Annotated in this window: 17 protein-coding genes; 12 read left to right on the forward strand and 5 right to left on the reverse strand. The window is 64.3% G+C overall.

The window, feature by feature from the left end:
• The first annotated feature begins 10 nt into the window (after positions 1–10).
• Positions 11–655 (forward strand): oxidoreductase, encoded by a 645-nt coding sequence (locus tag ACLEJW_RS20555; protein WP_145190456.1) that lies wholly within the window; start codon positions 11–13, stop codon positions 653–655.
• Positions 656–689: 34 nt separating this feature from the next.
• Here ACLEJW_RS20555 and ACLEJW_RS20560 read toward each other — a convergent pair whose 3' ends face one another.
• From ACLEJW_RS20560 to ACLEJW_RS20575, 4 genes are all read right to left on the reverse strand, one after another.
• Positions 690–977 carry a YceK/YidQ family lipoprotein gene (locus tag ACLEJW_RS20560; protein ID WP_145190454.1) on the reverse strand — a complete coding sequence of 96 codons (288 nt, stop codon included), beginning with the start codon at positions 975–977 and terminating at the stop codon, positions 690–692.
• A complete protein-coding gene (ubiX, locus tag ACLEJW_RS20565; protein WP_145190451.1) occupies positions 974–1603 on the reverse strand; it encodes a flavin prenyltransferase UbiX in 630 nt (209 codons plus the stop codon). Before ubiX ends, ACLEJW_RS20560 begins: the two co-directional genes overlap by 4 nt.
• The gene (gene mpl / locus ACLEJW_RS20570) at positions 1600–2949 is read right to left on the reverse strand and encodes a UDP-N-acetylmuramate:L-alanyl-gamma-D-glutamyl-meso-diaminopimelate ligase (protein ID WP_313457734.1); all 1350 of its coding nucleotides are present in this window, start codon (positions 2947–2949) and stop codon (positions 1600–1602) included. Before mpl ends, ubiX begins: the two co-directional genes overlap by 4 nt.
• A gap of 66 nt (positions 2950–3015) precedes the next feature.
• Complete coding sequence (locus tag ACLEJW_RS20575; RefSeq protein ID WP_440778153.1) at positions 3016–4959, reverse strand: sigma-54-dependent Fis family transcriptional regulator; 1944 nt, start codon at positions 4957–4959, stop codon at positions 3016–3018.
• Between the two features lie 255 nt (positions 4960–5214).
• Between ACLEJW_RS20575 and exaC the strand changes: the two genes are divergently transcribed.
• From exaC to ACLEJW_RS20620, 9 genes are all read left to right on the forward strand, one after another.
• Entirely contained in the window at positions 5215–6735 is a 1521-nt protein-coding gene (gene exaC, locus ACLEJW_RS20580; RefSeq protein ID WP_145190442.1) for an acetaldehyde dehydrogenase ExaC, read from the forward strand.
• Between the two features lie 165 nt (positions 6736–6900).
• On the forward strand, positions 6901–8349 hold the full coding sequence (gene eat / locus ACLEJW_RS20585) for an ethanolamine permease (RefSeq protein WP_313298834.1): 1449 nt from the start codon (positions 6901–6903) through the stop codon (positions 8347–8349).
• Positions 8350–8397: 48 nt separating this feature from the next.
• Positions 8398–9792 carry an ethanolamine ammonia-lyase subunit EutB gene (locus ACLEJW_RS20590; protein ID WP_313298837.1) on the forward strand — a complete coding sequence of 465 codons (1395 nt, stop codon included), beginning with the start codon at positions 8398–8400 and terminating at the stop codon, positions 9790–9792.
• Positions 9793–9801: 9 nt separating this feature from the next.
• Positions 9802–10620, forward strand: a complete 819-nt coding sequence (eutC, locus tag ACLEJW_RS20595; protein WP_313645409.1) for an ethanolamine ammonia-lyase subunit EutC — start codon at positions 9802–9804, stop codon at positions 10618–10620.
• A gap of 106 nt (positions 10621–10726) precedes the next feature.
• Positions 10727–11185: a GNAT family N-acetyltransferase gene (locus tag ACLEJW_RS20600; RefSeq protein WP_145190432.1), complete on the forward strand. Its 459-nt coding sequence runs from the start codon at positions 10727–10729 to the stop codon at positions 11183–11185.
• A gap of 219 nt (positions 11186–11404) precedes the next feature.
• Entirely contained in the window at positions 11405–12052 is a 648-nt protein-coding gene (locus tag ACLEJW_RS20605; RefSeq protein ID WP_145190429.1) for a DedA family protein, read from the forward strand.
• Between the two features lie 7 nt (positions 12053–12059).
• Positions 12060–12875 (forward strand): zinc-dependent peptidase, encoded by an 816-nt coding sequence (locus ACLEJW_RS20610; RefSeq protein ID WP_440778154.1) that lies wholly within the window; start codon positions 12060–12062, stop codon positions 12873–12875.
• Between the two features lie 93 nt (positions 12876–12968).
• Complete coding sequence (gene ppa / locus ACLEJW_RS20615; protein WP_029611948.1) at positions 12969–13496, forward strand: inorganic diphosphatase; 528 nt, start codon at positions 12969–12971, stop codon at positions 13494–13496.
• 167 nt (positions 13497–13663) lie between these two features.
• The gene (locus ACLEJW_RS20620) at positions 13664–14362 is read left to right on the forward strand and encodes an XRE family transcriptional regulator (RefSeq protein ID WP_313298852.1); all 699 of its coding nucleotides are present in this window, start codon (positions 13664–13666) and stop codon (positions 14360–14362) included.
• A 298-nt stretch (positions 14363–14660) separates the two neighbouring features.
• Here the strand turns inward: ACLEJW_RS20620 and ACLEJW_RS20625 are convergent, their stop codons facing one another.
• The gene (locus tag ACLEJW_RS20625) at positions 14661–16838 is read right to left on the reverse strand and encodes a TonB-dependent siderophore receptor (protein WP_440778155.1); all 2178 of its coding nucleotides are present in this window, start codon (positions 16836–16838) and stop codon (positions 14661–14663) included.
• 189 nt (positions 16839–17027) lie between these two features.
• Here ACLEJW_RS20625 and ACLEJW_RS20630 point away from each other — a divergent pair, with 189 nt between their 5' ends.
• Both ACLEJW_RS20630 and ACLEJW_RS20635 read left to right on the forward strand, forming a co-directional pair.
• A complete protein-coding gene (locus tag ACLEJW_RS20630; protein WP_145190415.1) occupies positions 17028–17720 on the forward strand; it encodes a response regulator transcription factor in 693 nt (230 codons plus the stop codon).
• Complete coding sequence (locus ACLEJW_RS20635; RefSeq protein WP_440778156.1) at positions 17720–19066, forward strand: HAMP domain-containing sensor histidine kinase; 1347 nt, start codon at positions 17720–17722, stop codon at positions 19064–19066. Before ACLEJW_RS20630 ends, ACLEJW_RS20635 begins: the two co-directional genes overlap by 1 nt.
• The last annotated feature ends 29 nt before the right edge of the window (positions 19067–19095 follow it).

A 19095-nucleotide genomic window follows, 5' to 3' on the forward strand; every position in this document is an offset into this window, starting at 1 on the left:
GAGAGACATCATGTACTTGACGCCTCAGCATGTACTGCTTGCCGGAGCCACTGGGTTGACGGGTGAACACCTGCTCGACCGCCTGCTCAACGAACCGACCATCAGCCGCGTGCTGGCGCCCACGCGCCGGCCGCTGGCCGAGCATCCGCACCTGGAAAACCCGGTCGGTGACCCGGCCGTGTTTCTCCCGCAGCTGGCCGGGCGCGTCGATATCGCCTACTGCTGCCTGGGCACCACGCTCAAGCAGGCAGGCTCCGAACAAGCGTTCCGCGCCGTCGATCTGGACATGGTCGTGGCGTTCAGCAAACGCGCGCGGGAAATGGGCGCCCGCCACCTGCTGGTGGTCAGTGCCATCGGCGCCGACCCCAAGTCGTCGATTTTCTACAACCGGGTCAAGGGCGAGATGGAAGAAGCGCTCAAGGCCCAGGACTGGCCCCAACTGACCATCGTGCGGCCCTCGCTGCTGCTGGGTGATCGCATCGAACCGCGCCTGGGCGAGAAACTGGCGTCGCCGTTTTCCAAGCTGATGCCGGGCAAATACCGTGGCATCGAGGTGTGCACCCTGGCGCGGGCACTGTGGCGCCTGGCCCTGGAGGAAGAAGACGGCGTGCGTATCGTCGAGTCGGATGAACTACGCAGGCTCGGCAAGCAATAGATAGCGCGACCTGCTGCAGACACACCGGAGGCCTCTACAGGCCCCCGGTTGCGTTGAAGCCCACTCCAGCCGCTGTCAGCAGGGACAACGGCAGCAGCAAGGTATCGAGCAACAGGCTGCCCGGCAGATCGAGCCTGGGATAGGCCGGCGCTTCGGCGCCGAAGCGATCCCTGGGGCAGCAACCACCGTTGATCACGTACAGATCCAGGCGAGTGCCGGCATACACCACGGGCGCGCCAGGTTGGTTGGCATCCAACGTCCGGGCAGTGGCGCAGCCACCGAGCGCGAAGGCCGCCAACCCCAAGAGCAGCAGACGCCTCAATCTTCCGAACCGATGTGATATTCGCCCCAGCGCGGCAGCATGTCCTGGGGAATGTCCAGCAGGTTCAATACGCGGGCCACGACGAAGTCGACCAGGTCATCGATGGTTTGCGGCTGGTGGTAGAACCCAGGCGCTGCCGGGAGAATCACTGCGCCCATCTGCGAAAGCTTGAGCATGTTCTCCAGGTGGATCGTCGAGAACGGCGCCTCACGCGGCACCAGAATCAACTGGCGGCGTTCCTTGAGCGTCACGTCGGCGGCACGTTCGATCAGGTTGTTGCACGCCCCGCTGGCGATGGCCGACAAGGTGCCGGTCGAGCACGGTACCACCACCATCGCCGCCGGCGCGCCCGAGCCCGAGGCTACCGGCGACATCCAGTCTTCCTTGCCATACACGCGAATCTGCCCATCGGCAGCGCCGGTGTACTCGGTCAGGAAAGCCTGCATCGCCTGCGGCTTGGCCGGCAGCAATACATCGGTTTCGGTGGCCATCACCAATTGAGCAGCCTTGGAAATGAGGAAGTGCACCTCACGCTCTTCGCGCACCAGGCAGTCGAGCAGGCGCAGGCCGTACTGCGCGCCCGACGCCCCGGTCATGGCCAGGGTAATGCGCTGCGGCCCGCTCACTGCAGGGCCTCGGCCAGTTTGCCATGCAGGCCGCCAAAGCCGCCGTTGCTCATGATCACCACATGGGTGCCCGGGCGGGCCTGGCCCTTGACCCGCTCGATGATGGCCTCGAGGCTATCGGCAACCACGCTGGGCACCGTGCATTGCGCGGCGGTGGCGGCCAGGTCCCAGCCCAGGTTGGCCGGGGCGTACCAGATGACCTGGTCAGCGTCATTGACGCTTTCCGGCAGGCCGTCGCGGTGTGCGCCCAGCTTCATCGAGTTCGAACGCGGCTCGATGATGGCAATCACCGGCGCTTCGCCGACCCGCTTGCGCAGGCCGTCGAGGGTGGTGGCTATGGCCGTAGGGTGGTGGGCGAAGTCGTCATAGATGGTCACGCCGTTGACTTCGGCGACCAGCTCCATGCGCCGCTTGACGCTCTTGAATGCGCAGAGTCCGGCGATGCCCATGGCCGGCACCACGCCAACGTGGCGGGCGGCGGCCAAGGTCGCCAAGGCATTGTCGACGTTGTGCTGGCCGGTCAGCGCCCAGTCCACCACGCCCTGCACCTGGCCATCGAACAGCACTTCGAAACGTGAGCCGTCGGCGCTGAGCAGGCGCGCCTGCCATTGCCCGCCCTCGCCGGTGGTCTGCACGGGCGTCCAGCAGCCCATGCCGATGACCCGCTCCAAGGCGTGCTCGCGGGTCGGATGAATGACCAGGCCTTCGCTAGGGATCGTGCGCACCAGGTGATGGAACTGCCGTTCGATGGCCGCCAGATCTGGGAAGATATCCGCGTGATCGAATTCAAGGTTGTTGAGAATCGCGGTACGCGGATGGTAGTGCACGAACTTCGAGCGTTTATCGAAGAACGCGCTGTCATATTCATCGGCCTCGACCACGAAGAACGGCGTATCGCCCAGGCGTGCCGACACCGAGAAATTCTGCGGCACACCGCCGATCAAAAAGCCGGGGCTCATGCCGGCGTGCTCCAATACCCAGGCCAGCATGCTGCTGGTGGTGGTCTTGCCGTGGGTGCCCGCCACTGCCAATACCCAGCGGCCTTGCAACACATGATCGGCCAGCCATTGCGGGCCAGAGACATAGGGCAAGCCTTTGTTCAGCACATACTCCACCGCCGGGTTGCCGCGCGACATGGCATTGCCGATCACCACCAGGTCAGGCGCAGGCTCGAGTTGGGCCGGGTCGTAGCCCTGGGTCAGTTCGATGCCTTGGGCCTGCAGCTGCGTGCTCATCGGCGGATAGACATTGGCGTCAGAGCCGGTGACACGGTGGCCGAGTGCCTTGGCCAGGACTGCCAGCGAACCCATGAAAGTGCCGCAAATACCGAGAATATGAATATGCATGGTCGACCTCGCAAAACGTCGAGGCAGGGTATCGCAGGGAAAGAAAAATCGCACACGCTGTTTCGTCTATCCGCTGCGACTGATCCCATGTTTGCGCAGTTTTCGATACAAGGTGTTGCGGCTGATGCCCAGGTGCTCGGCGACCCGGGTGAGGTGCCAGTGCTTTGCCTGCAGCATGTCCGTCAGTGCCTGGCGTTCCGCGCTTAACAGCACATCGATCGGTGCGCCACTTTGGCGCTGCGCAGCGTCACCGCTGCCCTCGTCGGCGAGCCTGCCTGTTGCCGCGCCCGATGTGTGAGCTTGGATGATGCCGGGAAGATCCGAAAACTGGACGATGCCGCCCTCACACAGCGCCAACGCCGTGCGCAGCACGTTGCGCATCTGCCGCACATTCCCCGGCCAATTGAAGGCCAGCAAGGCCTGGCGCGCCTCAGCGGCCAAACCGACGGCCTGCCCCTGCGCCTCCTGGCGCAGCAGGTAGTCCAGCAATGCCTGCTTGTCGCTGCGGTCGCGCAGCGCCGGCAACGCCACCTCCAACCCGCTTAGCCGATAGTAGAGGTCTTCGCGGAAACTGCCTTGGGCGACCCGCTCGAGCAGGTCGCGGTGCGTGGCACTGACGATGCGCACATCCAGCGCCTGCGCCTCGCCACCGATCGGCTCCACCTGGCGCTCTTCCAGCACCCGCAGCAAGCGGGTCTGCAGCGCCAGCGGCATGTCGCCGATTTCATCGAGCAGCAAGGTACCGCCATTGGCCTGCAGCAGTTTGCCGCGCATGCCCTCCTTGCGCGCGCCGGTGAAGCTGCCGCCACGGTAACCGAACAACTCGCTCTCGATCAGGCTCTCGGGAATGGACGCGCAGTTGATCGCCACGAACGGTTTGCCGCTGCGTTGACTGGCCTGGTGCACAGCCTGGGCGAAGGCTTCCTTGCCGCAGCCGGTTTCCCCGCGCAGCAGCAGGGGTACATCGCGCTCGAACACACGTACGGCGCGGCTGAAGGCCTGCTGCAATTGTGGATCGAGCAGGCAAACGCCTGGCTGGGCAGGCGGCGCCGCTGACGGGGCGTTGACGGGCACCGTCCACACGGGTGTCCGCGCTTGCCCGCGCAGGCTGGCGAACACCTGGCGGCCATTGCGCGCATGCAATGACCAGAGCGTACTGCCGCCTGGCGTCGCACGGCTGAACAGCTCGTCCTGCGTGCACGCGAAAAAACGCTCGATCGGCTCGCCGAGCACCGCGCCGCGCGGGCAGCCCAGCAGGTTCAGCGCACTCTGGTTGGCCGCGCGGATACGCCCATCTTCGGCAAATGCCAGCAGACCTTCGCTGAATTGCCCGACCGACTCGGCCTGCACATGGAAGCGCAGCAACCATTGCTGCTCGAAATGGCGCAGGAAATAACAGCTTTCGATCATCTTCGCCGACAGATTGACCAGTGCCATGGTGTGGAACTGGCTCTGGCGCGATACATCAGGGCGGGCCGACGACACATCGAGCACTGCCAGCAGTTCGCCGTGAGGGTCGAACACCGGGCTGGCCGAGCAGGTCAGCCCGGTGTGCCGCCCACGGAAATGCTCGCCCTGGTGAATGGTCAGGGCCTGGCGTTCGACCAGGCAGGTGCCGATGCCATTGGTGCCTTCACGCGCCTCGCTCCAATCGGCGCCCAGCCATAAACCGGCCTGTTCGAAGCTGCGGCGCTCGGTAGGGGCGGTGACGCAATTGAGGATGATCCCGCGGGCATCGGTCAGCAGCACCGCGTGGCCGGCGCCGGAAAGCTGCTGGTGCAGGCTGTGCATCTCGCCGCCGGCGATTTCCAGTACCTGACGCAGGCGCTGACGGCTTTCCAGCAGCCGGCCATGTTCGAGCACCACCGGCGCTTCGACCACGCAGGGATCGAGGTGATAGTCGTCCAGGCAGCGCAGCCAGGAGCGGGCGATGGACGGATCGCTGCCCGCTTCACCGCGCGCCACGGTATGCACTTGCTGGGCATGGCGGCTGAATGAGTTGCTCTGCATTTGTCGTTGTGCTCCGCAGATAGAGGCTCCTGCCAGCATCCTCCACCCAGCCAGGGTTTGCAACGCGGCCAGCGGCTGCGTGTCGCAAACGGCACAAAGTGTCACCCGCGCCGCGCCAAGGCTGGTACACCGCGCTCGGGCGCCGCTGGCCCTCGCCTGCCAAGTCATTGATTGCACTGGGGGTCGCCACGCTGGCCCGGCCTTTGCTCTACGCTTTGAAACTCCTCAACAAACATAACAGCCAGGAGACACACCATGCGTTACGCACATCCCGGTACCGAAGGCGCGAAGGTTTCCTTCAAGAGCCGCTACGGCAACTACATCGGCGGTGAGTTCGTGGCCCCGGTCAAAGGCGAGCATTTCACCAACACCTCGCCGGTCAACGGCCAGCCAATCGCCGAATTCCCGCGCTCGAGTGCCGAAGACATCGACAAGGCCCTGGACGCCGCGCATGCCGCCGCCGACGCCTGGGGCCGCACCTCGGTGCAGGACCGCTCCAACGTGCTGCTGAAGATCGCCGACCGAATGGAGCAGAACCTCGAGCTGCTGGCCATTACCGAAACCTGGGACAACGGCAAGCCGATCCGCGAGACGCTGAACGCCGACATCCCGCTGGCGGTCGACCATTTCCGTTATTTCGCCGGGTGCATCCGCGCCCAGGAAGGCGGCGCCGCGGAAATCAACGAAGGCACCGTGGCCTATCACATCCATGAGCCGCTGGGCGTGGTCGGGCAGATCATCCCGTGGAACTTCCCGATCCTGATGGCCGCGTGGAAGCTCGCCCCGGCCCTGGCGGCAGGCAACTGCGTGGTACTCAAGCCGGCCGAACAGACGCCGCTGGGCATCACCGTACTGGTTGAGCTGATCGGCGACCTGCTGCCGCCGGGCGTGCTCAACGTCGTGCAAGGCTATGGCCGCGAGGCCGGTGAAGCGCTGGCGACCAGCAAGCGCATCGCCAAGATCGCCTTCACGGGCTCCACGCCGGTGGGTTCGCACATCATGAAGTGCGCGGCCGAGAACATCATTCCGTCCACCGTCGAGCTGGGCGGCAAGTCGCCGAACGTGTATTTCGAAGACATCATGCAGGCCGAGCCGAGCTTCATCGATAAAGCGGCCGAAGGCATGGTGCTGGCGTTCTTCAACCAAGGCGAGGTGTGCACCTGCCCGTCGCGGGCGCTGGTACAGGAGTCGATCTACCCGCAGTTCATGGAAGTGGTGATGAAGAAGGTGCTGCAGATCAAGCGTGGCGACCCGCTGGACACCGACACCATGGTCGGCGCCCAGGCTTCGCAGCAGCAGTTCGAAAAGATTCTCTCCTACCTCGAGATCGCCCAGCAGGAAGGCGCCGAGCTGTTGACCGGCGGCAAGGTGGAAAAACTCGAAGGCGCGTTGGCCACGGGCTACTACATCCAGCCGACGCTGCTCAAAGGCAACAACCGCATGCGGGTGTTCCAGGAAGAGATTTTCGGCCCGGTGGTCAGCGTCACCACGTTCAAGGACGAAGCCGAAGCCTTGGCAATTGCCAACGATACCGAATTTGGCCTGGGCGCCGGGGTCTGGACCCGCGACATCAACCGTGCCTACCGCGTAGGCCGCGGCATCAAGGCCGGCCGTGTATGGACCAACTGCTATCACCTGTACCCGGCCCATGCCGCGTTCGGTGGCTACAAGAAGTCCGGTGTCGGCCGCGAAACCCACAAGATGATGCTCGACCACTACCAGCAGACCAAGAACCTGCTGGTCAGCTACGACATCAACCCCCTGGGCTTCTTCTGAAGCGGCAAGCCTGAAGCGGCAAGCGGCAAGTAAAAGCGGGGCCGTATCGTAGCTCGGTCTCGCTTCTAGCTTGCGGCTTGCGCCGCTCTGGCGCGGTTCATGCAACAGCACTCACCATTGGCCTGAAACCCCTTCTGGCCGCGAAGAAAAACAACAGGTGAAACTATGCCAAGCGATCAATCTGCCGGGGCGCCGGCAGGGTCCTCCGTAGACTTCGAAAAAGTCGGTTCAGACTACTTTGAGCAACGTGAACTCAAGAAAGGCGCGGCCGGCTGGGTACTGCTGGTCGGGCTCGGCGTCGCCTATGTGATCTCCGGTGATTATGCCGGCTGGAACTTCGGCCTGGCTCAGGGCGGTTGGGGCGGCATGTTTCTCGCTACCCTGCTGATGGCCACCATGTACCTGTGCATGTGCTTTTCCCTGGCCGAACTGTCATCGATGATTCCCACCGCAGGCGGCGGCTATGGCTTTGCGCGCAGCGCCTTCGGGCCCTGGGGCGGGTTTCTGACCGGCACCGCCATCCTCATCGAGTACGCCATTGCCCCGGCCGCCATCGCTACCTTCATCGGTGCCTATTGCCAGTCGCTGTTCGGCATCGGCGGCTGGATGATCTACCTGGCCTTCTACGTGGTGTTCATCGGCATCCACATCTTCGGCGTGGGTGAAGCGCTGAAGCTGATGTTCATCATCACCGCGGTCGCCGCTGTGGCCCTGGCGGTGTTTTTGCTGGCGATGGTGCCCCATTTCGATGCAGCCAACCTGTTCGACATCGCCAAAACGGACGCCGCCGGGGCCAGCAGCTTCCTGCCGTTCGGCTATGTCGGGGTGTGGGCGGCGATTCCCTACGCCATCTGGTTCTTCCTGGCGGTCGAAGGCGTGCCGCTGGCCGCCGAAGAAACCAAGAACCCCAAGCGCGATCTGCCACGCGGCCTGATCGGGGCGATGCTGGTGCTGCTCGCCTTCGCCTTGCTGATCCTCATCGTCGGCCCTGGCGGAGCCGGTTCAGAGGCACTCAAGAGCTCCGGCAACCCGTTGGTGGAAGCGCTGGCCAAAGCCTACGGCGGCTCCACCTGGATGGGCAGCTTCGTCAACCTGGTGGGCCTGGCGGGCTTGATCGCCAGCTTCTTCTCGATCATCTACGCCTACTCCCGGCAGATCTTCGCCCTGTCGCGCGCCGGTTACCTGCCGCGCAAGCTGTCGCAGACCAACAGGAGCAAGGCGCCGGTCATGGCTTTGGTGATTCCGGGGATCATCGGTTTCGCCCTGTCGCTGACCGGCCAGGGCGACCTGTTGATTCTGGTGGCGGTTTTCGGTGCCACGCTGTCGTATGTACTGATGATGGCCGCGCACATCACCCTGCGCATTCGCCGGCCGAAGATGGAGCGACCCTACCGCACCCCAGGCGGTATCTTCACCTCGGGCCTGGCCTTGGTGCTGGCGTGCATCGCCGTGGTCGCCGGCTTCCTGGTCGATCCGCGCGTGGTGATCGGCGCCGCCGTGATCTACGCGGTATTGATCGGCTACTTTGCTTTCTACAGCCGTCATCATCTGGTGGCCGGTACGCCGGAAGAGGAATTTGCCGCCATCCAGAAGGCCGAAGAGGCCCTGCACTGATCGTCGACACGCGCCGCAGGTCCGCCTGCGGCGCTCTGGAGAGACTGTATGGGAAGTTACGTGCACACCGTGGGGCAAATGCTCTACCGCTTCGACAGCCTCAAGCAATTGCTGGCCAAGGCCAGTCCGGCGCGCTCCGGGGATTACCTGGCTGGCCTTGCGGCGAGCAACGACGGCGAACGGGTGGCGGCGCAGATGGCCCTGGCCAACCTGCCGCTCACCGAGTTTCTCAACCAGGCGCTGATCCCCTACGAAGAAGACGAGATCACGCGGCTGATCATCGATACCCATGACGCCAAGGCCTTCGCCGCGGTCAGCCACCTGACCGTCGGTGGCCTGCGCGACTGGCTTCTGGGCGAAGACGCCACCGAGGACAGCCTGCGCGCCCTGGCCCCAGGGCTGACACCAGAGATGGCCGCCGCCGTTTCGAAGATCATGCGTGTGCAAGACCTGGTGCTGGTCGCGCAGAAGATCCGCGTGGTCACCCAGTTTCGCGGCACCATGGGCTTGCGCGGGCGCCTGTCGACGCGCTTGCAGCCCAACCATCCGACCGACGAGCCAGCCGGTATCGCCGCGAGCATTCTCGACGGCCTGCTGTATGGCAACGGCGACGCCATGATCGGCATCAACCCGGCGACCGACAGCACTGCCTCGATCTGCGCTTTGCTGGAGATGCTCGACGCGATCATCCAGCGTTATGACATCCCGACCCAGGCCTGTGTGCTGACCCACGTCACCACCTCGATCGAAGCGATCAATCGCGGCGTGCCGCTGGACCTGGTGTTCCAGTCGATCGCCGGCACCGAGGCGGCCAATGCCGGCTTCGGCATCAACCTCAACGTGCTGCAGGAAGGCTACGAGGCAGGGCTGTCGCTCAAGCGTGGCAGCCTCGGGCAGAACCTCATGTACTTCGAGACTGGCCAGGGCAGCGCCCTCTCGGCCAACGCCCACCACGGCGTCGACCAGCAGACCTGCGAAACTCGCGCCTACGCCGTGGCCCGGCATTTCAAGCCGTTTCTGGTCAACACCGTGGTCGGCTTCATCGGCCCCGAGTACCTGTACAACGGCAAGCAGATCATTCGCGCGGGCCTGGAGGATCACTTCTGCGGCAAGCTGCTGGGCGTCCCCATGGGCTGCGACATCTGCTACACCAACCATGCCGAAGCCGATCAGGACGACATGGATACCCTGCTGACCCTGCTGGGGGTTGCCGGCATCAACTTCATCATGGGCATCCCTGGCTCCGACGACATCATGCTTAACTACCAGACCACGTCCTTCCACGACGCGCTGTACGCCCGCCAGACCCTGGGCCTGAAGCCTGCTCCGGAATTCGAAGCCTGGTTGCAGCGCACCGGCATCTTCACCCAGGCCGATGGCCGCATACGCTTCGGCGACAACCTGCCGCCGGCATTTCGCCAGGCCCTGGCGCAATTGGCTTGAGAGGTGACCATGGACCGCTCCACCCCCACCCCGGAAAACCCCTGGCTGGCCTTGCGCACCCTGACGCCGGCGCGCATTGCCCTGGGGCGCAGCGGCACCAGCCTGCCGACCGGCGCGCAGCTGGCTTTCCAATTCGCCCACGCCCAGGCCCGCGACGCCGTGCACCTGCCCTTCGACCACGCCACCTTGACCCAGCAGCTCAAGGAGCGCGGCCGCGACAGCCTGGTGCTGCACAGCGCCGCCGCCGACCGCCACCAGTACCTGCAACGCCCTGACCTGGGCCGCCGGCTCGACGACGCATCAGCCGAGCGCCTGCGTCAGCACGCCCAGGACAACCCCGGCGGCGTCGACCTGGCCATCGTGGTCGCCGACGGCCTGTCGGCATTGGCCGTACACCGCCACACGGTGCCCCTGCTGGCGCGCTTCGACGACCAGGCGGCCGGCGACGGCTGGGCCTGCGCGCCGGTGGTGCTGGTCGAGCAGGGCCGGGTCGCGGTGGCTGATGAAGTAGGCCAGTTGCTGGGGGCGCGCATGACGGTGATGTTGATCGGCGAACGCCCAGGGCTCAGCTCGCCAGACAGCCTGGGGCTGTATTTCACTTATGCGCCCAAGGTCGGACTGACCGACGCCTACCGCAACTGCATCTCCAATATCCGTCTGGAAGGGCTCAGCTACGGCATGGCCGCCCATCGCCTGCTGTACTTGATGCGCGAAGCGTGCAAGCGCCAGCTGTCCGGGGTGAATCTCAAGGACGAAGCGCAGGTCAATAGCATTGACAGCGAACAGGCCACACCCAAACAGGGCAACTTCCTGCTCGGCGAAGGTTAAGTGACCTGTCATGCAGGCCGATTGCACTGATGGCCTGGGTTCGGGCAGCATGCCTGTAGACCCTGCAGGCATACCGCTGTTTCCCAAATGGACGCTGAGGCCGCATATGCGCATCATCAAGGCAACCCTGCAACACCTCGACCTGCTCACCCCGTTGTTCGTGCGTTACCGCGAGTTCTACGGGGCGCTGCCCTACCCCGACAGTTCGCGGGCGTTTCTGCAAAAGCGCCTGAAGCGCGGCGAGTCGGTGATCTACCTGGCGCTGGCGGATGACGACAACGACAAGCTGTTGGGCTTCTGCCAGTTGTATCCAAGCTTTTCATCGCTGTCGCTCAAGCGCGTGTGGATCCTCAACGACATTTTCGTGGCCGAGGACTCGCGGCGCATGCTGGTAGCCGACCACCTCATGCGCGAGGCCAAGAAAATGGCCAGGGACACCCACGCGGTGCGCATGCGCGTCTCGACCAACGCCAACAACGAGGCGGCGCGCAAGACCTACGAGTCGATCGGCTTTCGCAAGGACACCGAGTTCGAGAACTACGTCCTGCCGATCCAGTCGGATTGATTTCACCGGCTTCTTCGCCGCTGCGGCGGCAAGAGGCCGCCAGCTTTACGCAGTAATCCGCGGCTACAATCTCCCCGGGCAGCTTTTACACTTCGCCGTATAATGCCCGCTCCGGTCATGTGTGAAAATTTACCCCTCTGCAGGTAATCATGCCGACGCCCAGGGCAATGCCCGTCATCGCGGGCCCGTAGTCGCGGGTCAAGAACACAGGTGCTGTACATGGAATTCAACCCGCTGGACCTTATCCTGCATCTCGATGCCTACCTCGATCTGCTGGTCACCAACTATGGCCCCTGGATCTACGCCATTCTGTTCGCCGTGATCTTCTGCGAAACGGGCCTGGTGATCATGCCGTTCCTGCCGGGTGACTCGTTGCTGTTCATCGCCGGCGCCGTCGCAGCCGGTGGCGGCATGGACCCGGTACTGCTGGCCGGCCTGCTGATGGCCGCCGCCATCCTGGGCGACAGCACCAACTATGTGATCGGCCGTACCACGGGCGAGAAACTGTTCAACAACCCCAACTCGAAGATCTTCCGCCGCGACTACCTGCAGCGCACCCACGACTTCTACGAACGCCACGGCGGCAAGACCGTGACCATGGCGCGGTTCCTGCCCATCTTGCGCACCTTCGCGCCGTTCGTGGCCGGTATCGCCCACATGCACTACCCGCGCTTCCTGGGCTTCAGCGTGGCCGGTTCGCTGCTGTGGGTCGGTGGTCTGGTGACGCTGGGCTACTTCTTCGGCAACGTGCCATTCATCAAGCAGCACCTGTCGCTGATGGTGGTGGCCATCATCGTGCTGTCGTTGGTGCCGATGATCCTGGGCTTGCTGCGCAGCCGCTTCGGCCGCACCGCCAAGGCGCACTGACCGCCCCATGTGGTCGTTCAGCGCCTGGCGGCGCAAACGCACCCTGGCGCGCTACCCGATCACCCCGCAGCAATGGCGGGCGGTGCGCGAGCGCCTGCCGATGCTCGACGGTATCAGCGCCGAAGAAGACCACTGGCTGCGCGAGGCGTGCATCCTGTTCTTGCTCGACAAGCACCTGACCACCCTGCCGGGCGTCGAGCTCGACGATATCCAGCGCCTGTTCCTCGCCGCCCAGGCACAACTGCCGTTGCTGCACCTGGGCGAGCTGAACTGGTACCAGGGCTTTCACGAAATCATCCTGTACCCCGATGACTTCAAGAGCCCACAGCGCCACCGCGATGCCAGCGGCGTGGAACATGCCTGGGATGGCGAGCACAGCGGCGAGGCCTGGCAGCAGGGGCCGATCATCCTGGCCTGGGCCGGCGTATTGGCCAGTGGCGGCTGGGAGGCCTACAACCTGGTGATCCACGAGCTGGCGCACAAACTCGACATGCTCAATGGCGACGCCAACGGCCTGCCGCCGCTGCACCCAGAGATGCGCGTCGAACACTGGGCCGAAGCCATGCAGCACGCCTACGACGACCTCAACCGGCAGCTGGACGCCAACCCCGATGCGCAGACTGCCATCGATCCCTATGCTGCGGAAAACCCGGCAGAGTTCTTCGCCGTCACCAGCGAGTATTTCTTCAGCGCACCCGACCTGCTGCAGCAGGCTTATCCACAGGTGTACCAGCAGCTGGCGCTGTTCTACCGGCAAGACCCGCTGGCGCGTCTGACGCAATTACAGGCCGAACACCCGGACTATCGCGCAAGCCACGCCTGATGCGCCCACACATCAGGCCAGGCGTGGCATGGGCTGGCGGAATATGCCTATAATCGCCGCCACTTTTTCGATCAGACACGGGGACACTGCCCAATGAGCTACAGCAAGATTCCGGCGGGCAAAGACCTGCCGAACGACATCTACGTCGCCATCGAGATCCCGGCCAACCACGCGCCGATCAAGTACGAAATCGACAAGGACAGCGACACCCTGTTCGTCGACCGCTTCATGGCCACCCCGATGTTCTACCCGGCCAACTACGGCTTCATCCCCAACACCCTGGCCGACGACGGTGATCCGCTGGACGTGCTGGTCGTCACCCCATACCCGGTCGCTCCAGGCTCGGTGATCCGTGCCCGTCCAGTCGGCGTGCTGAACATGACCGACGATGGCGGCGGTGATGCCAAGGTCATCGCTGTTCCCCACGACAAGCTGAGCCAGCTGTACGTGGACGTGAAGGAATACACCGACTTGCCGCCTCTGCTGATCCAGCAGATCGAGCACTTCTTCGCGAACTACAAAGACCTCGAGAAGGGCAAGTGGGTCAAGATCGAAGGCTGGGACGGCGCCGACGCCGCCCGCGCTGCGATCACCAAGTCGGTCGCAGCCTACAAGGGCTGATACCGCTGTCGAAAACCCCGCCGCGGCGGGGTTTTTTTTGGCTAGCTGTTTATCGAAAAACCCTACAACTTCCTACATCTTCGTCCTACAAGCCGGTATTTTTCCTACCGATTGCATCAACGCCTCGTTCATTTCCTTGCTGGCACTCGGCCGCTACACTGCATTGCATGAATAGATCCGGCGACCGCCTCAAAGCGCTTCTGAAGGAATGTGGCCTGACGCCCGCTGATTTTGCCGTGCAGCGCGGGGTCACCTCGCAGCACGTCAACAACTGGTTTAGCCGTGGTGTGCCGATGGCACGGGTTGGTGAACTGGCCGAGTTGTTCGGCGTTCACCGGCGCTGGCTGCAGACCGGCGAAGGGCCCAAGCACCCGCGCTCGTTTCTGCACCTGTATGCGCCACAGGCGTCCCCCGTGCCGGCATTCGGGACGCCTGAACAGCCGCCCGAGCCCCTGGTGCATGTGCCGCTGCATGAGCTGCACCATGGTGAGTTGAGCGCAGTGGCCGATCATCACCTGGCGATGCCGCAACGGGCACTGCAGACATTGGCCGTGCCGCTGGACCAGGCCATCTGCATGATGATGCCTGCCGCCAACATGCAGCCGTGGATCCCTCGCGATGCGGTACTGGCGATCGACCTCAGCTACACCCAGGTAGTCGATGGCGAGATCTACGCGCTGCTGCACAACGGCAGGCTGCGGGTGAACAGCCTGAGCGTCGGCCACCGCGACAGCCTGTGCCTGCACAGCCACAGCCGGCGCGAGCCGATCGAGCGCTATACCCCGCTGCAACGGCGTGCGCAAAAATTGCTGGTGCTGGGGTGGGTGTTCCATTGGTCGCATTATCGCCAGCGTCGCCCAGGCTAAGCCGGCCGATGCCATTTTTTGCTGGGCATCGCGCGCTGGCCCTTGTATGCTACCCGGCACATTCAGCCCCGCCCGGCGCAAGCCGCGTTGCAGAGGGCTCGGCGACGCTCCACACGACCGTCAGCCATCTCTTTCAGGCCTTCAGGCCACCCCGTTAAGGCGGTTGCGACTTACCATAAATTAGTCGGAAACGTCCCCGAGAAGCCGGCCACAAGCCGGCTTTTTAATGCCCGTCATTCGGCCCAGGCGGCGCCCGTTCGCACAGGCACCGCACGCTCAACGCCAGCGACGCCCGCCGTCAGAAGTCGTAGCGCGCCCCCACCAGCATGCTGCGCGAAGGCCCGTAGAAGTTGAAGGTCGAGGTCGAGCCGACCCGCGACAGGTAGTCGCGATCGAACAGGTTGTTGACGTTGAAGGTCGCCGTCAGTTTTTCGGTCAGCGGGTAGGACAGCATTGCGTCCACCGTGGCGTAACCCGGCGCATCGATGCGTACGCCGCCATTTTCGGAATAGAAGCTGCTCATCGCCGACACCCCGCCGCCAATGGCCAGGCCGTTCAGCGGACCCTGGGCGATGGTGTATTTGCTCCACAGCGAGGCCTGGTGGCGCGGCATGATGAAGAAGGTGGTTTGCGCATCACCCTTGACTGTCTCGGTTTGCATCCAGGTGTAGCCCGCCAGCACTTCCCAGTTTTCCGTGAGCCTGCCGCTGATTTCCAGTTCAGCGCCCTTGACGCGCGTCTTGCCCGAGGCAACCGAGAAACCGGTGTCCACGCCGTCGGCATCGTAGTCAGTGCTGGCGCGGTTTTCGTCGGTCAGGCGGAACAGCGACAGCCGGGTGTTGAGGTCGCCACCGAAATAGCTGCTCTTGAGGCCGAATTCATACTGCTGGCCCTGACGCGGCTTGAGCACACGGCCACTGGCATCGGTATCGGACTGCGGCGTGAACACCTGCGAGTAGCTGGCGTACAGCGCATGGTTGTCGGTCAAGTCGTAGACCACGCCGCCGTAGGGCGTGAAGCGACCATCGACGCGCTTGTCATCGTTCACGGTCGCGCCGCTGCGCAGGGTGGTGGTGTAGAAGTCGCCGCGGTACCAGCTGAAGCGCCCGCCGGCAATCAGCGCCAGACGCTCGACCGGACGCAGGGTGACTTTCGAGTAGAGCCCGTACTCTTCTTCCTGCATGCCGGTTTCGGTGCTGTAGTTCGGCGCCGGCTTGGCGAAGCGCTGCGGCGAATAGGTGTTGACGTCGATCGCCCCAAGGTTGCTGGTGCCGTTGAGGTACTCGGTGTCGTAGTTCTTGTAGTCGCTCCCGACCACGAACTCGCTGACCTGGCCGAACGCTTCGAATGGCTGGCTGTAGCTGGCATCCAGGGAGTAGGTGTCCTGGGTGAAATCACGGGCGCTGGCGCGCTCGGAATTGGCGCCAGTCGTGGCGTTGGTCGCGGTGAAGGCATACAGGTAGTCGGTTTCGCGATGCGAGCCGCGCGCGGCGACGCGCCCGTAGCCACCGTTGTCGAAACGGTGGGTCAATTCGGCGACCAGGTCGGTGGTCTTGCCATCGAAGTAGTTCCAGTCGGCGCCGAGGAAGCGCGAATGACTGAAGTCGGGCACCTCGCCGGACAGCGTCGCCGGATAGCCGTTATGCGGGGTGATGTTCTTGACCTCGTGGATCAGGCCGAGTGACAACTGGGTGGCGTCGTCCAGGTCGATGTCCAGCGCGCCGTAGTAGCTTTCGCTGGTGTTGGCGTTGTAGTCCACCTCGCCATTGGTGTCGTCTCGCGAGGCGACGAAGCGCCCGCGCACCCGGCCGCCATCGTCCAGCGGGCCGCTCAGGTCGAGCGCCTGGTGGTTGGTGTCCCAGGTCCCGTAGCTGCCTTCGACATGGCCCTGGAATTCAGCGGTCGGGCGTTTGCGTACCATATTGACGATACCGCCCAGCTCACTGGTGCTGCTGAACAGGCCAGCCGGGCCACGCATGATCTCCACGCGGTCGAACGCCGCCAGCGAGGGCACGGTGCCGAAGATGCTGGCCATGGGTGCCGGTAGCCCGTCGATGTTGAATTCACTGTATTCGTAGCCGCGCGCATAGATCGACGAGCGCCCACTGTCGTTGGTCAGGGTACGCAGGCCGGCGGTGTACTTGGCCAGGTCATCGAGGTGCACGAACTGGCGGTCCTTGAGGTAATCCTGGGTGTACACCGTGATCGACTGCGGGATGTCCTTGAGCGCCGCAGGGGTCTTGGTGCCCACCGTGGCCGCATCGACGCTGTAACCGCCGGTCTGCTCCGAGGGCAGCATGTCGTACAGCCGGTTGCCGTCGATGGTCAGTGCCGGCAAATCCAGCGTCACCTCCCCGGCTGTCGCCTGCTCTGCCACGCCCTGCGCCAGCGCCGATAATGAAAACGGCGCCAGCAGCCCCAGCACCAGCCAGCCCCGAACCCGTCGCGGGCTTCCCCAACGTTTAACACCGCTCATGACGCACCCTTCGCGCAAATGATATTGAATCGCAAACGAAACAAGTTGCTTTTTGCGAACCATACCGGACCGCTGTCCGGGGCGCAGCTGGATTAACCTTCTTAACACATGGCCGTGCGCCAGCAGCATTGCCCTGCCCGCTGCGCGGTGGGATGATTGCCAACTGATATGAATTCTCATTAGAAAACCATGGCCACTTCGCTCCTGCTCGCCGAAGACGATCCACGCCTGCTCGAGGATCTGCAGCGTCATTTTCACAGCCGTGGCTTCAAGGTCACCGCCTGCGCCGATGGCCCATCGGCGCGAAGCGCGGTGCAGCGCGAGCGCTTCGACCTGGTGCTGTTGGACATCATGTTGCCGGGCATCGATGGCCTCAGCGTGCTCGAGGAGCTGCGCTGCCAACAGGCTGTGCCGGTGATGTTGATGTCGGCACTGGGTGCCGAGCAGGACCGCATCAGCGGCTTCACCCGGGGGGCTGACGATTACCTGCCCAAGCCGTTCAGCCTGGCCGAGCTGGACGCGCGCGTCGACGCCCTGTTGCGCCGGGCTGCCTTTGGCCATGCCACCCCGGCGCCGAATAGCGGCGGCTCGCTGCTGTTCGAGCAGGATCTGCAGGACGTGATCTACCAAGGCCAAGCTGCTGGCCTGACCGCCTCCGAGTTTCGCTTGCTGGCTACGCTCAGCGCGCATGCAGGCGAGGCGCTGAGCAAGCCGTTTCTCTACCAGACCGTGCTGCATCGAGCCTATACCCGGCTTGACCGTGGCCTGGATGTGCACGTCTGCAACCTGCGTCGCAAGCTGGCCGAGATTGCCGCCCAGCATGTGCAGATCCAGGCGGTGCGCGGTCAGGGCTATGTGCTGCTCGACCCGCAACGCAGCTGATGCGCCGGCACCCGTTGCTGTGGAAACTGGCCGCGTTGCAGGTCAGTTTCTGCCTGCTGCTGACCTGGCTGATCTGGACCTGGGGCCTGTCGGTGGAGCGCAGCAGCTACTTTCTGCCGGCAGCCGACCAGGACTACCTGGCACGCTATGCGCAGCAGGCCGAACAGGCCTGGCTGCAACACGGCGCAAGCGGTGTCGAAGCGCTGCGGCGCCGGCTCGAACACGCCGAGGGCACCTGGGTAGCGGTGCTCGGCGCGCACCTGCAAAGCCTTGGCACCACGCCCCTGAGCGCAGAGGAGGCCAGCCACCTGACCTTCATGCGCAAGCTCGACTGGCCGCTGAGTCGCCGTCTGCAGGACGAACTGCCCTACGTCAGCATCGAGTTTCCCCAGCACCCTGAAGCCGGCCGCCTGGTCATGCAATTGCCCGAGCGCCTGCTACCGACCGGCCTCACGCCCTGGACCCACGTCATCACCCACGGTGTTGCGCCGAGCCTGCTGGCCCTGCTGCTGGGCCTGGCGATCTACCGGCAGCTGGTCGTGCCGCTCAACCGCCTGCGTGACCGGGCCGATGCGTTGCGCGCCGACGACCTGCAAAGCCCCGCCCTACCCTTGCAGGAGCGCCGCGATGAGCTGGGCGAACTGGCCCAGGCCTTCGAGCACATGGCCTGCCGCTTGCGCCAGAGCCTGGAGCAGCAGCGCCTGTTGTTGCGCACCTTGTCCCATGAACTGCGTACCCCGCTGGCCCGCCTGCGCATCGCCCACGACAGCGCGCTGCCGCCAGCGCAACTGCGCGAGCGACTCGAGCGCGAGGTCAACGACATGCAGAAGCTGCTCGAAGACACCCTCGACCTGGCCTGGATGGATACCGAGCAGCCACAGCTGACCACCGAGCCGGTGCCGGTGCTCTCGGTGTGGGAAGCGTTGTGCCAGGACGTCTGTTTCGAAAGTGGCTGGGATCGCGCGCGCCTACCCTGCTCGCTGGACAGCGACTGCCAGGTACAGGCGCACCTGGATAGCCTGGCACACGCGCTGGAAAACCTGATGCGCAATGCCATTCGTCATTCACCGCCAGCAGGCACGGTGTGCCTCGACGGCTGGCGTGAGGGCGACTGCTGGCACCTGTGTCTGAGCGACCAGGGCCCTGGCGTGCCCGAGGCAGACCTGGAGCGCATCTTCGAACCCTACCAGCGCTTGTCAGGCAGCGGCACCGGCTTCGGCCTGGGCCTGGCCATCGCACGCCGGGCGATTACCCTGCAAGGTGGCCGGCTATGGGCCAGCAATGGCAATCCCGGCTTGCGTCTGCACCTGGTGTTGCCTGGCGCCGGGCAAGGTTTAGAAAGTTAAGGCGCTTTACCGCCTGCCAGGGCTGGCTA

Origin of the sequence: Pseudomonas sp. SMSB3 (genome assembly GCF_052041965.1) — a bacterium.
Taxonomy (GTDB): Bacteria; Pseudomonadota; Gammaproteobacteria; order Pseudomonadales; family Pseudomonadaceae; genus Aquipseudomonas.

Coding starts and splice junctions, on each gene's coding strand:
- ACLEJW_RS20590 (WP_313298837.1), top strand. CDS start 8,398: ATGGGAAGTTACGTGCACACCGTGGGGCAAATGCTCTACCGCTTCGAC.
- ACLEJW_RS20575 (WP_440778153.1), bottom strand. CDS start 4,959: ATGCAGAGCAACTCATTCAGCCGCCATGCCCAGCAAGTGCATACCGTG.
- eat (WP_313298834.1), top strand. CDS start 6,901: ATGCCAAGCGATCAATCTGCCGGGGCGCCGGCAGGGTCCTCCGTAGAC.
- ACLEJW_RS20555 (WP_145190456.1), top strand. CDS start 11: ATGTACTTGACGCCTCAGCATGTACTGCTTGCCGGAGCCACTGGGTTG.
- ACLEJW_RS20625 (WP_440778155.1), bottom strand. CDS start 16,838: ATGAGCGGTGTTAAACGTTGGGGAAGCCCGCGACGGGTTCGGGGCTGG.
- ACLEJW_RS20605 (WP_145190429.1), top strand. CDS start 11,405: ATGGAATTCAACCCGCTGGACCTTATCCTGCATCTCGATGCCTACCTC.
- ACLEJW_RS20620 (WP_313298852.1), top strand. CDS start 13,664: ATGAATAGATCCGGCGACCGCCTCAAAGCGCTTCTGAAGGAATGTGGC.
- ppa (WP_029611948.1), top strand. CDS start 12,969: ATGAGCTACAGCAAGATTCCGGCGGGCAAAGACCTGCCGAACGACATC.
- eutC (WP_313645409.1), top strand. CDS start 9,802: ATGGACCGCTCCACCCCCACCCCGGAAAACCCCTGGCTGGCCTTGCGC.
- mpl (WP_313457734.1), bottom strand. CDS start 2,949: ATGCATATTCATATTCTCGGTATTTGCGGCACTTTCATGGGTTCGCTG.
- exaC (WP_145190442.1), top strand. CDS start 5,215: ATGCGTTACGCACATCCCGGTACCGAAGGCGCGAAGGTTTCCTTCAAG.
- ACLEJW_RS20635 (WP_440778156.1), top strand. CDS start 17,720: ATGCGCCGGCACCCGTTGCTGTGGAAACTGGCCGCGTTGCAGGTCAGT.
- ACLEJW_RS20630 (WP_145190415.1), top strand. CDS start 17,028: ATGGCCACTTCGCTCCTGCTCGCCGAAGACGATCCACGCCTGCTCGAG.
- ACLEJW_RS20610 (WP_440778154.1), top strand. CDS start 12,060: ATGTGGTCGTTCAGCGCCTGGCGGCGCAAACGCACCCTGGCGCGCTAC.
- ACLEJW_RS20600 (WP_145190432.1), top strand. CDS start 10,727: ATGCGCATCATCAAGGCAACCCTGCAACACCTCGACCTGCTCACCCCG.